The organism is Kitasatospora sp. MAA4, from assembly GCF_029893355.1.
Taxonomy (GTDB): domain Bacteria; phylum Actinomycetota; class Actinomycetes; order Streptomycetales; family Streptomycetaceae; genus Kitasatospora.
The window spans coordinates 35,103-47,755 of record NZ_JARZAI010000011.1 but is presented as its reverse complement, the minus strand read 5'-3'; the positions used below and the strand labels follow the sequence as shown (position 1 = coordinate 47,755).

At 71.3% G+C, this 12,653-nt stretch carries 10 protein-coding genes; 2 read left to right on the top strand and 8 right to left on the bottom strand.

What is annotated here, in order from left to right:
- Positions 1-6: 6 nt before the first annotated feature.
- Positions 7-1,848 (bottom strand): phosphatidylglycerol lysyltransferase domain-containing protein, encoded by a 1,842-nt coding sequence (locus tag P3T37_RS16275; protein ID WP_280724372.1) that lies wholly within the window; start codon positions 1,846-1,848, stop codon positions 7-9.
- 363 nt (positions 1,849-2,211) lie between these two features.
- Between P3T37_RS16275 and P3T37_RS16270 the strand changes: the two genes are divergently transcribed.
- Positions 2,212-3,402, top strand: a complete 1,191-nt coding sequence (locus P3T37_RS16270) for an alpha/beta hydrolase-fold protein (protein ID WP_280724371.1) — start codon at positions 2,212-2,214, stop codon at positions 3,400-3,402.
- 25 nt (positions 3,403-3,427) lie between these two features.
- On the opposite strand, the gene folE is transcribed toward P3T37_RS16270, so the two are convergent.
- The 6 genes from folE to dacB form a co-directional block, all read right to left on the bottom strand.
- Positions 3,428-4,033, bottom strand: a complete 606-nt coding sequence (gene folE / locus P3T37_RS16265; protein WP_035798818.1) for a GTP cyclohydrolase I FolE — start codon at positions 4,031-4,033, stop codon at positions 3,428-3,430.
- A 100-nt stretch (positions 4,034-4,133) separates the two neighbouring features.
- Positions 4,134-6,182, bottom strand: coding sequence for an ATP-dependent zinc metalloprotease FtsH (ftsH, locus tag P3T37_RS16260; protein ID WP_280724370.1), 2,049 nt, complete (start codon positions 6,180-6,182; stop codon positions 4,134-4,136).
- Between the two features lie 257 nt (positions 6,183-6,439).
- Complete coding sequence (gene hpt / locus P3T37_RS16255; protein WP_280724369.1) at positions 6,440-6,994, bottom strand: hypoxanthine phosphoribosyltransferase; 555 nt, start codon at positions 6,992-6,994, stop codon at positions 6,440-6,442.
- A gap of 43 nt (positions 6,995-7,037) precedes the next feature.
- On the bottom strand, positions 7,038-8,183 hold the full coding sequence (gene tilS / locus P3T37_RS16250; protein ID WP_280724368.1) for a tRNA lysidine(34) synthetase TilS: 1,146 nt from the start codon (positions 8,181-8,183) through the stop codon (positions 7,038-7,040).
- Between the two features lie 197 nt (positions 8,184-8,380).
- On the bottom strand, positions 8,381-9,547 hold the full coding sequence (locus P3T37_RS16245) for a zinc-dependent metalloprotease (protein WP_280724367.1): 1,167 nt from the start codon (positions 9,545-9,547) through the stop codon (positions 8,381-8,383).
- A gap of 46 nt (positions 9,548-9,593) precedes the next feature.
- On the bottom strand, positions 9,594-10,970 hold the full coding sequence (dacB, locus tag P3T37_RS16240) for a D-alanyl-D-alanine carboxypeptidase/D-alanyl-D-alanine-endopeptidase (protein WP_280724366.1): 1,377 nt from the start codon (positions 10,968-10,970) through the stop codon (positions 9,594-9,596).
- Positions 10,971-11,085: 115 nt separating this feature from the next.
- On the opposite strand from dacB, the gene P3T37_RS16235 reads away from it, so the two are divergent.
- A complete protein-coding gene (locus tag P3T37_RS16235) occupies positions 11,086-11,580 on the top strand; it encodes an inorganic diphosphatase (RefSeq protein WP_280724365.1) in 495 nt (164 codons plus the stop codon).
- A 115-nt stretch (positions 11,581-11,695) separates the two neighbouring features.
- On the opposite strand, the gene P3T37_RS16230 is transcribed toward P3T37_RS16235, so the two are convergent.
- Positions 11,696-12,652: an asparaginase gene (locus P3T37_RS16230; RefSeq protein WP_280724364.1), complete on the bottom strand. Its 957-nt coding sequence runs from the start codon at positions 12,650-12,652 to the stop codon at positions 11,696-11,698.
- Position 12,653: the final 1 nt, after the last annotated feature.

Here is a 12,653-nt window from a genome sequence, read left to right as displayed (position 1 = left end):
GCCCGGTCAGGCGGCCGGAGCCACCGATTCCGCACCGGCCGGGGTCGGCATCAGGCCCTGCCGCTGGCGCTTGCGCCCGAACTTCGGCATCCCCAGCGTGATGAACGCCTCGGCCTGCATCGCCGCGAAGCCGATCCGCGGCAGGTCCCGGGTGCTCGGGTAGATCAGGAACCGCGGCTCCCACTCCGGCTGGAACTTGGCGTTGAACTTGTACAGCGACTCGATCTGGAACCAGCGCGAGAGGAAGACCAGCAGTCCGCGCCAGGCCCGCAGCACCGGTCCCGCGCCGATCCGCTCACCGCGGGCCAGGGCCGAGCGGAACATCGCGAAGTTGAGCGACACCCGGCGCACGCCCAGCGCCGGGACGGCCTGCAGGGCCGCCACGATCAGCAGTTCGTTCAGGCCGGGGTCGGCCGCGCGGTCGCGGCGCATCAGCTCCAGCGAGATGCCGTCCGGGCCCCACGGCACGAAGTGCAGCACCGCCTTGAGGTCGTCGCCGGCCGGCTCCCCCTCCTCCGGGGCCTTGTGAGCGGTGACCACCACGCACTCGTCGTCGCCGAGGTCGCCGAAGCGGCCCAGCGCCATCGAGAAGCCGCGCTCGGTGTCGGTACCGCGCCAGCGGGCCGCGGCGTCGGCGATCCTCAGCTTCTCCGCGCGGTCCAGCTCACCGACCCGGCGGACCTTGCAGGAGTAGCCGTTGCGCTCGATCCGCTTCACCATCTGGCGGACGTTGCGCATCGCGCGACCGGACAGCGAGAAGGTGCTCGCGTCCACGATCGCCTCGTCGCCGAGTTCCAGCGCGTCCAGGCCCGCCTCGCGGGTCCAGACCTCGCCGCCCACCTCGCTGCAGCCCATCACGGCCGGCACCCAGGCGTGCTCGCGAGCCGCCGCCATGAAGACCTTGATCGCACCGGGCCAGGCCTCGACGTCGCCCACCGGGTCGCCGGAGGCCAGCATCACGCCGGAGATCACCCGGTAGGAGATCGCGGCCTTGCCGGTCGGCGAGAAGAGCACGCTCTTGTCGCGGCGCAGCGCGAAGTAGCCCAGCGAGTCGCGCTCGCCGTGCCGCTCCAGCAGCGCGCGGACCTTGACCTCCTCCTCGGGGGTCAGCTCCGGCTCGGGCTTCTCCGGGCGCAGCGCGAGGTAGCCGCTGGTGAAGGCGGTCACCAGGCCGAGCGCGGCCAGCGAGTAGCCGACCAGGTCGCGGGTCCGGTCGGTCCGGTAGTCGACCGGGCCGTCCAGGCCGAAGAGTCCCCAGACGGTCTCCTTCAGCCGGGCCAGCAGGTCCGGGTTGCCCATCTCGGAGTTCGGGTGGGCGCTGACGATCAGCAGGCCCAGGCCCAGGCTCACGGCGCCCATCACGATCAGGTTGAGCAGCGCGCGCCAGCGGGTGCGCGGGTCGGCCTTGGCGTAGAACTCGCGCCGGTGCAGCAGGATCACCGCGAACAGCGTCAGCGAGACCACGGCCGGGCCGATCTGGTGCCAGCGCAGGACGTGCAGCGCGGTGTTGATCGGCAGCAGCACGCAGACCATCCGCCAGGCGCGGCGCTTGCGGCGGCGCAGGGCGTGCGCCAGCAGCACCAGCAGGATGCCGACGATCAGCGTGCCGGCCGCGGCGAGGGTGGTGGTGCCGCCCGGGAGCTGGCCGGTCCAGGTGTGCATCCTGGAGTGCTTCAGCTTGGGGAAGATCGCACTGGCGATGTCCACCAGGCCGATCAGCAGACAGGCATAGCCGACCGCCCCCGGCAGCCAGGCGCGCGGGACGGTGGAGGCTTGGGTTCGCAGCGTCTGCAGACCTCGGCGACGGGGCTGCTCGGGAGACGACTCAGCGGACACGGGAACGCTCATGAAAACTCAGCGTAGAGGCTGCGGAGGGGCGTCCGGTCACCCTGAGGGATGAGCCGTGGTGGACCTTCATGCTTATTCCTTACCTTGACAAAATGACCGTCAAGAGGGGGTAATCCCTTGGCCTTGTGGTAGCCGCAGCGCCCGGCAGGCGGCTCGGCCGCGCCCCGCGCAGACCGCAACGCCGAAGTCTAGGCCCTTGGTTCGTGTGGGTGAAGCCGCCCGACCGGCTCCCCCCGTGCCCGTGCCGTACGCCGTTCGCGTCGCGTTCCCCCGGTGTAGGGGACGAACTCCGGTGGCCGTGCCCCGACCGCACTCCGATGATGAACCGACAGCACAGCCACCACCGCCCGGGGAGCCCGTCGCATGAATTTGACCAGCAGCGGTCTGGTGTATGCCCTGGTCGCACTCGCCGTCCTGACCGTGCTGGCGACACTCTGGCTGTGGCCCAGGCTGGCCCCGCAGCGGCTGCTGCCGATGCTCGGCCGGATCGGCCTGCTGACGGCCACTCAGCTGACCGTCCTGGCGGTCTGTGCGCTGGCCGTCAACAACACCTTCGGCTTCTACTCGTCCTGGACCGACCTGCTCCATCCGGGCGACGCCCCGCTGGCGCTGGCTCCCCCGGTCGGCGGAACGGGCAAGAGCAGTCCTCCGAAGACCGATGCGCTGGTCCAGCCGACCACCGAGGGCGGTCTGGACACGGTCGACGACCTCCCGCAGGGCACTCCCGAACAGGTGGGCAAGTGGGAGTCGATCTTGGTGCACGGCAAGGAGTCCGGTCTCTCCGACCAGATGTTCATCTACCTGCCGCCTGAGTACTTCAATCCGAAGTACTCCCGGGAGCGCTTTCCCGTCCTGCTCAGCCTGGCCGGCTTTCCCGGCACCCCGCTGCACCTGATGCAGGAGATGGACGAGCCGAAGACGATCTGGGACCTCCAGCGCACCGGGAAGATGGCGCCGACCATCGTCGTGATGGCCCGTCCCAGCGTGGCCGCGCCGCGCGACACCGAGTGCGTGGACGTCCCCGGCGGGCCGCAGACCGAGACCTGGTTCGCCAAGGACGTCCCGGCCGCGCTGCGCTCGGCCTACCGGGTCAGCCGCTCGGCCGGCTCCTGGGGCGTCCTCGGCTACTCGACCGGCGGCGGCTGCGCGCTGCGGCTGGCCGACCGCTTCCCCGACACGTACAGCGCGGCGGCCGGGCTCCACGCGGACTACAAGGTGGTGCCCGACCCGTTCGGCAGCAGCGGCGACCTGTACTCCGGCAACCCGGGGCTGGCCCAGCAGTACGACCTGACCTGGCGGCTGGAGAACCTGCCCGCCCCCAAGGCATCGCTGCTGGTCGTCTCCACCCGCACCGAGGACAACTACGCGGCGACCCAGCAGTTCCTGGCCGTCGCCCAGCCGGTCGCCACCGCGCACCCGGAGTTCAGCGTCGAGTCGCTCTTCCTGGCCGACGGCGGTCACAGCTTCGACACCTGGAAGCGCGAGCTGCCGGCCGCCCTGGAGTGGATCAGCGACAAGCTGGCCCCGGTCCCCGACCGCGAGCCGCGCGGCTGAGGAACGGGCAGGCTCAGCGCCCGATTCAGCGCCCGATGATGAGGCTCATCGCCTCGGCCCGGGTCGCCGGGTCGCGCAGCTGGCCGCGCACGCACGAGGTGATGGTCTTGGCCCCGGGCTTGCGGATTCCGCGCATCGACATGCACATGTGCTCGCACTCGACCACGACGATCGCACCGCGCGGCTCCAGGATCCGCATCAGCGCGTCGGCCACCTGGCTGGTCAGCCGCTCCTGCACCTGCGGGCGGCGGGCGTAGACGTCGACCAGCCGGGCCAGCTTGGACAGGCCGGTGATCTTGCCGCTGACCGAGGGGATGTAGCCGACGTGGGCGACCCCGCGGAACGGGACGAGGTGGTGCTCGCAGACCGAGGTGAGCTCGATGTCCTTGACCAGCACCATCTCGTCGTGGCCGAGGTCGAAGGTGGTGGTCAGCACGTCCTCGGGCTCCTGCCAGAGCCCGGAGAATATCTCCTTGTAGGCCCGGGCCACCCGGGCCGGGGTCTCCAGCAGCCCTTCGCGATCCGGGTCCTCGCCGACCGCGAGCAGCAGCTCGCGGATCGCGTTCTCGGCCCGCTTCTGGTCGAAGGTTCCGATGGCGGACTGACCGTCGAGCGTCACCGGGTCGATCATTCGAGCCTCGCTAGTGCTGGGAGATGTGGCTGAGCAGCAGAGATGCCGCGCCTCCAGGGTACAAACCCCGGGGGCGCGGCATCCATTCCGGACGGCTGGATCAGCTCTCCGAGCTGCTGTCACCGATGACCGGCGGGAGCTTCACGATGTCCACCGCGGTGACGTCCAGGGAGGCGGCGGCACCGTTGGTGAGCGCCAGCTCCTTGGGGGACTGCACCGGCGGCCGGGTGGACGGCGTGCGACGGGAGGACCCCGTCCAGGCCGGCCGGGCCGGACGCTTGACGATCGACTTGAAGATCTCGGCGATCTGCTCCTTGTTCAGGGTCTCCTTCTCGAGGAGCTCCAGAACCAGGTTGTCGAGCACGTCCCGGTTCTCGACCAGGATCTCCCAGGCCTCGTTGTGGGCGTTCTCGATGAGCTTCTTGACCTCTTCGTCGACCAGCCCGGCGACCTCTTCCGAGTAGTCGCGCTGGTGGCCCATGTCGCGGCCCAGGAACGGCTCGGAACTGTCCGTGCCGAACTTGATCGCGCCGAGACGCTCGGTCATCCCGTACTGGGTGACCATGGCCCGGGCCGTGGCGGTGGCCTTCTCGATGTCGTTCGAGGCGCCGGTGGTCGGGTCGTGGAAGACCAGCTCCTCCGCCGCACGCCCGCCCAGCATGTACGCCAGCTGGTCGAGCATCTCGTTACGGGTGGTCGAGTACTTGTCCTCTTCCGGCAGCACCATGGTGTAGCCGAGCGCACGACCGCGGGACAGGATGGTGATCTTGTGGACCGGGTCGCTGTTCGGAGAAGCCGCCGCGACCAGGGCGTGTCCGCCCTCGTGGTACGCGGTGATCTTCTTCTCCTTCTCGGACATGATCCGGGTCCGCTTCTGCGGGCCCGCCACCACGCGGTCGATCGCCTCGTCGAGGGTGAAGTTGTCGACCAGCTTCTTGTCCGAGCGGGCGGTCAGCAGCGCGGCCTCGTTGAGGACGTTGGCCAGGTCCGCACCGGTGAAGCCCGGGGTGCGCTTGGCGACGGCCTTGAGGTCGACGTCCGGCGCGACGGGCTTGCCCTTCTGGTGCACCTTCAGGATGTCCAGGCGGCCCTGCAGGTCGGGGCGCTCGACCGCGATCTGACGGTCGAAGCGGCCCGGGCGCAGCAGCGCCGGGTCCAGGATGTCCGGACGGTTGGTGGCGGCGATCAGGATCACGCCGCCCTTGACGTCGAAGCCGTCCATCTCGACCAGCAGCTGGTTGAGGGTCTGCTCGCGCTCGTCGTGGCCGCCGCCCAGACCCGCACCGCGGTGCCGGCCGACGGCGTCGATCTCGTCGACGAAGACGATCGCCGGGGCGTTCGCCTTGGCCTGCTCGAAGAGGTCGCGGACCCGGCTGGCGCCGACACCGACGAACATCTCCACGAAGTCGGAGCCGGAGATCGAGTAGAACGGCACGCCGGCCTCGCCGGCGACGGCGCGGGCCAGCAGCGTCTTACCGGTACCGGGCGGGCCGTAGAGCAGCACACCCTTGGGGATCTTGGCACCGACGGCCTGGAACTTGGCCGGCTCCTGCAGGAACTCCTTGATCTCGTGGAGCTCCTCCACCGCCTCGTCCGCACCCGCGACGTCCGCGAAGGTGGTCTTGGGGGTGTCCTTGGTGAGCAGCTTGGCCTTGGACTTGCCGAACTGCATGACCCGCGAGCCGCCACCCTGCATCTGGTTCATCAGGAAGAGGAAGACCAGCACGATGATCACGATGGGCAGCATCGAGAGGAGCAGGCTGACGAAGGTCGACTGCTTCTCCGGGCTGATCGTGTAGCCCTGCGGCAGGGACCCCTTGTTGACCTGGGCCTGCAGCGTGGCTGCGATGTCCTTGCCCTGGTCCCCGATGTAGGAGGCCTGGAACTTGCTGCCGGACGGGCTCTTGCCACCCGAGCCGGCGTTGGTGAGGCTGGCCCCCGGGAGCAGTTCGATCTTGACGGTGTTGGAATCACCGGTGGTGATCTGGGCTTGCTTGACCTGGCCCGCGTCGATTGCTGCAACGACCTGGCCGGTGTCCACCGTCTTGTAGCCGTTCGAGTCAGAAACGACCTGCATCAGCACAATGACGGCGACGACGGCCAGGAGGATCCATGCGATCGGCGCGCGGAAGTATCGCTTGACGTCCATCCATGCGGGGCGTTGCCGCCCCGTCCCTCCTGCCACTCAACGGCGCTGCACGGCTCTCGGCCGTCGGCGCATCCGGTATGTGCATGTGCACCCCGCTCCCATCCGGCTGGGAGTCGTACGAAGAGCGGGTAATTTGACCGTACAGCAGTGGTGCCCCGCTCTGTGGAAGCGTGACGTGCTGTTGTCTGTGGAGTTGTCATCCGCCGACTCCAACGGGTGGGGCCGGCGGACTGTTCCCCGTTCTACGGCTTCTGCGGTCAGCCGCCGTAGACGTGTGGGGCGAGCGTACCGATGAACGGCAGGTTGCGGAGCTTCTCCGCGTAGTCCAGGCCGTACCCGACGACGAATTCGTTGGGGATGTCGAAGCCGACGTACTTGACGTCGATCTCGACCTTCGCCGCGTCCGGCTTGCGCAGCAGGGTGCACACCTCCAGCGAGGCCGGACCGCGCGAACCCAGGTTGCCGAGCAGCCAGGAGAGCGTCAGGCCGGAGTCGATGATGTCCTCGACGATCAGCACGTCGCGGCCCGCGATGTCGGTGTCCAGGTCCTTCATGATCCGCACCACGCCGGAGGACTTGGTGCCCATGCCGTACGAGGAGACGGCCATCCAGTCCATCGTCACCCGCGAGTGCAGGGCCCGGGCGAGGTCCGCCATGACCATCACGGCGCCCTTGAGGACGCCGACGATCAGCAGGTCCTTCCCGGCGTAGTCCCGGTCGATGCGCTCGGCCAGCTCCAGGAGCTTGGCGTCGATCTCGTCCTTGCTGATGAGCACCTTCGCCAGGTCGGCGCCCATGTCCTTGTCGTCCACCGGGAGTACGTCCTCAAGTGTTCGTGGTCCTGTTGTTTCGGCGTCAGTCGCCCTGCCGCCGAAACACCAGGTTGCCACACCTTCGGGTGACCTCGACGCCCCCGGGTAGGTGCAACGGCCCCTGGCCGCGCCAGGCGGTGACCAGCAGATCCACCGTTTCCAGGTGCCGGGAGAAGAGATCACCGGCCGGGCAGCCCGCCTGCAGCGCCGTTCGGCGCAGCACCCGGCGCCGGACGGCGGAGGGCAGCTCGGCGAGCCTGACCGCGTCCACGGTGCCCGTACCGTCGTGCAGATCACGCCGGGACAGGTCCTTCTCCACCAGATCGGCCCACTGGTCCAGGGCGTCGGCGTCGTCGCGGAACAGCCGGGCGGTGCGGGCCAGCGCCTGGACCACGCCGTTGCCCAGGTGCTTCTCCAGTACCGGCAGCACCTCGTGGCGCACCCGGGCGCGGGTGTAGGCGGGGTCCATGTTGTGCGGGTCGTCCCAGACCGGGATGGACTGCGCGGTGCAGGCCTGCCGGGTGGCGGAGCGGTCGAGGTCCAGCAGCGGGCGGCGGTAGCGGCCCTTCTGCGCGGGCATCCCGGCCAGCGAGCGGGCGCCGGAGCCGCGGGCCAGGCCCAGCAGCACGGTCTCCGCCTGGTCGTCGCGGGTGTGGCCGAGGAAGACGGCCAGCGCCTGGTGGCGCTCGGCGGCCTCGTCCAGTGCGGCGTAGCGGGCGTCGCGAGCGGCGTTCTCGGGCCCGCCCTGGCGGCCGACCCGGACCGGGACGGCCTCCACCGGGTCCAGGCCGAGCGCGCGCAGGCGCTCGACGACCTGGAGGGCGCGGGCGGCCGAGCCGTCCTGCAGGCCGTGGTCGACGGTGACGGCGCCGACCCGCAGGCCGAGCTTGGGCGCCTCGAAGGCGGTGGCGGTGGCGAGCGCCATGGAGTCGGCGCCGCCGCTGACGGCGACCAGGACGAGCGGGGAGCCGGGGGCGGCGGGGGTGCGCGGCAGGCCGGACGGGTGGCGCCGGGCGTTGCCGATCAGGACGGTGGCGGGCGAGGCCGCGGTGGCCGTCGCAGTGGCGGCGGCGATGGCCCGGATGGGGGAGGCCGGGGTGGTGAGAGCGGTGCCGGCCTCGGCCACGAGGTCGGCGAGGGCGCGGCGGACGGCCAGGCGTATCGCCGCGACGGCGGGATGTGGACCCACGGTGAGCAACTCCTCTGCTGGGGGCGGGCACGCGACCAGAGGCACTGATAGCAGCCCGTTACCGAGTGCTCACAGATCGTCGCAGAAGTGGGGGTGCGGTCGGGCCACCCGCGCCACCGGTACGACCACCGTCCCACGGACGGGTGAATGAAGAAACGTATCTTCACCTCACCCGCTCACCCGTCCGAGGGTGACGGCTAGGACTGGCGTCCGACCCGCGCCACCCAGGCGGCCGGGTTGTGGATCTCGTCCTTGGTCGGGAGGGTGTTCGGGGACGTCCAGACCCGGTTGAAGCCGTCCATCCCGATCCGGTCCACCACGCCCCGCACGAAGACCGCGCCGTCCTGGTACTGGCGCAGCTTGGCGTCCATCCCCAGCAGCCGGCGCAGCAGCAGGTCGAGGCGCCCGGCGCCCTTGTCCCGGCGGCGCTGGAACTTCTCGCGGATCTCGCCGACGCTCGGCACCACGCTCGGCCCGACCCCGTCCATCACCACGTCCGCGTGGCCCTCCAGCAGCGACATGACGGCGGTCAGCCGGTTGAGGATCTCGCGCTGCGCGGGCGTCTGGACCACCTCCAGCAGGGTGTCGCGCTGCGGCCGGTCCCCGGCGGGGGACAGCACCTCGCGCAGCCGCTCCAGCAGGGCGGTCGGCTCCACGTCGGTCTCGGCGAGGAAGGACTGCACCTCGGCCTGGACGTGGTCGCGCAGCCAGGGGACGGCGGTGAACTGGGTGCGGTGGGTCTCCTCGTGCAGGCAGACCCAGAGCCGGAAGTCGTGCGGATCGACGGCCAGCTCCCGCTCGACCTGGACGATGTTCGGCGCCACCAGGAGCAGCCGGCCCGGACCCGGCTGGTCCGGGCCGAGCCTGGGCTGGTCGAACAGCCCGGCCGGGCTGTCGGGGGTGTGCGGGACGGCCCGTTCGGCGGGCTCGGCGGCGGCGAAGGTCTCGTACTGGCCCAGCACCTTGCCGGAGAGCAGCGCCAGCACCGCGCCGACCTCGACCCCGGTGATCTTCTCGCCCACCGCGCTGAGCACCGCGCCGCCGGGGGTCGCAGCGCGGCGGGCCGAGAGCTTCTGCTCCAGCGGCCTGATCACCGTCCGGAAGCCGGCGACGTTGGCGCGCACCCAGCCCGGCCGGTCCACCACCAGGACCGGCGCGGCGCCGTCGGCGCCCAGGCTGGTCGAGCGCATCCGGGTGAACTCGCGCACCGCGCCCTCGGCGGTGCGGGCGTGCTCGCGCAGCTCCGCCACCACCTTGCGGGCCTCGTCGCGGGACACCTGCGGACCCGGTCGGACCAACCGGGTCGCCGTCGCGACCGCGAGATTCCAGTCGACCATGTCGGCACCGCCACTCGCGCTCGTCATGCCATCACCGTACGTGCTCCGCGCCGCCGCCCCCACCCCTTGGCGACTACTTGCAGCCGCACGCCGCCAGGGCGGTGACGATCCGGTCCATCGCCGCGCGGGCGGTGTCGGCGTTGGCCGGGGTCTTGGTCATCAGGGCGAACACCAGCAGGCGGCCGTCGGCGTCCACCACGGTGCCCGCCAGCGTGTTGACACCGCTCAGGCTGCCGGTCTTGGCCCGCACGATGCCGGCCCCGCCGGCCGACCCCTGGGCGGCGGTGAAGCGGCTGAGCAGCGTCCCGCTGAAGGAGCCGATCGGAAGGCCCGTCAGGACCGGTCGCAGTTGCGGATGCTCGGGGGAGGCGGCCAGGGCGAGCAGGTCGGAGAGCACCAGCGGCGGGATGACGTTCTTCACGTTCAGGCCGCTGCCGTCGTTCAGCTGCACGCCGGCCATCGGGATGCCGAGCTTGGTGAGCTGCTGGGTGACGGCCGCGGCCGCGCCGTCGTAGCTGACCGGCTGGTGCGCGGCGATCGCCACCTGCCGGGCCACCGCCTCGGCCAGCGTGTTGTCCGAGTTGGTGAGCAGCCGCTCGACCAGCCGGGAGAGGGTGGGCGACTGCACCTGGGCCAGCTGCGCCGCGCCCGGCGCCGCCGTCGCCTCGGCCGGCTTGCCGTTCACCTTGACGCCCTGAGCGCCGAGCAGGTCGGCGAACCGCCCGGCCGCCTGGGCCGCCGGGTCGGCGACCCGGACCGGGGCCTCGATGTCCTGGGTGGGGTCGTTGCGCCCCTCGTCCACCATCAGCGCCGACATCGGACCGATGTTCGTACCGTCGTTGTACTTGTGCGCGGCGGGGCCGGTGAAGAGCGAGCCGTCGTAGCCGAGGTTCACGGCGGTGACACCGGACGCCTTGAGGGCGGCGGCGGTCTGCTGGGCCAGCTCGGTCAGCGAGGCCGGGGCGGACTCGGCGTCCACCGGGGCACCGGCGATCCGGATCTGAGCGAGCGGCAGCCCGCTGAGCGTGGGGTCGCCGCCGCCCACCAGGGTGATGTCAGCGGGCGTGGCGCCGGCCACCACCCGGGTGGCTATCCGGGTGTCGCCCGGCAGCAGGCTGAGCGCCGCGACCGAGGTGGCCAGCTTGGTGGTGGAGGCCGGGGTGGCGGGGGTGCCCTCGCCCGAGCCGAGCAGCAGCTTGCCCGTGCCGCCGTCGGTCACCGCGAAGTTCAGCGTGCCGAGCGCCTTGTCCTGCGTCAGCTGGGCCAGCGCGCGCTGGAGGCCCGCGGTGGTCGGCAGGTCGCTGCCGGCCGCGGTCACCGCCGGCACCAGGACCGGCGGCGCGAGCGCCGGCGCCGCCGTCGTCTGCACCGTCGTCTGCGCCGTAAGTCCGCTCGCCGACGCCCCCGTACCGCCCACGACCAGCGCGGTCGCGATCACGGCGGTCGACACCGCCGCCCGCGCACCTCTACGTGTCCCTGCCCCTGCCACTGCCCAGCCCCTTTCCACAGCACTCCCTCCCGTAGGAGACACTTGGATTCTGTCAGTCCCTACCTTGGAGGAACCGTTGGAGTTCGACGTCACCATCGAGATCCCGAAGGGCTCCCGCAACAAGTACGAGGTGGACCATGAGTCCGGCCGCCTTCGTCTGGACCGGATGCTCTTCACCTCGACCCGCTACCCGGCCGACTACGGCTTCGTCGAGGGCACGCTCGGCGAGGACGGCGACCCGCTGGACGCCCTGGTCATCCTGGACGAGCCGACCTTCCCCGGCTGCCTGATCAAGTGCCGTGCCATCGGCATGTTCAAGATGACGGACGAGGCCGGCGGCGACGACAAGCTGCTCTGCGTCCCGGCCACCGACCCGCGCTGGGAGCACCTGCGGGACATCCACCACGTGTCGGAGTTCGACCGCCTGGAGATCCAGCACTTCTTCGAGGTCTACAAGGACCTGGAGCCCGGCAAGTCGGTCGAGGGCGCGGAGTGGGTCGGCCGCATCGAGGCCGAGGCCGAGATCGTCGCCTCGATCAAGCGTCTGCAGGAGTCCGGCGACGCCCACTGAGGGCGTTAGGGCCTGTACGGCGGATCTTTCAGGGTTCCCTGACGGCTGCTCCTCCCGGAGGCCGGGGTCGGTGGAGTGTCTCCACCGACCCCGGCCTCCGGTGCGTCCGCAGGGGTCAGAGCACGGCGCGGATCTCGCCGACCACGGCGGCGCCGCCGTGCAGCGGGGCCGCACCGATCCGCTCCAGCACCGCGTCGTCCAGCCCGAGTCGGCGCAGCACCGCGGCCAGCACCGGGCCGAGCACCCGGCCGGCGCCGTCGTCGATCTTGAAGGCGAGCGCCCGCCCGTCCGGCAGGGCCACCGCCTGGACGCCCTCCGCGCCCATCTTGGAGAGCGCTCCGGGGACCGCCTGCATCAGCCAGGTGTCGGGGCGGCGGGTGCCGGCCACGTACTGCGGGTGCGCGCGCATCGCGTCGGCCACCCGGCGCTGCGGGGTGCCGGGCTCGGCGAGCAGCAGCGAGCGGTAGGCGCGGGCCAGGCCGACCAGGGAGACGGCGTGCAGCGGCGCGCCGCAGCCGTCCGTACCCAGGGCGGCTATCGACTCGCCCGAGGCCTCCTCCAGCGCCTCCTTCGCCAGCTGCTGGATCGGGTGCCCGGGGTCCAGGTAGCTCGCGGTCTCCCAGCCGTTGGCCTTGCTGGCGGCCAGCCAGGCGGCGTGCTTGCCCGAGCAGTTCATCAGCAGCGGCGCCCTGGTCCCGCCGGCCGCGAGGAGGTGCTCTGCCTCGGTCGGGTCGAGCGGAAGGTCGGGCGGGGTCTGGAGGTCCTCGGGAGTCAAGCCGGCGCCCGCCAGGATGGTCCGCACGCCGTCCAGGTGAAACGATTCTCCGGAGTGGCTGGCGGCCGCCAGTGCCAGCAGCTCGCCCTCGATCGGCAGGCCGGCCTTCAGCGTGGCCACCGCCTGGAAGGGCTTGTTGCAGGACCGGGGGAAGATCGGGCGCGCGGGCGCGCCGAGGGTGAGGTCCACCGAGCCGTCGGCGGCGAGCACCACCAGGGAACCGCGGTGGTGACCCTCGGTGAAGCCGGAACGCACCACCTCGGCGAGGACGGGCAGGACATCGGCAGAGTCGGGCATG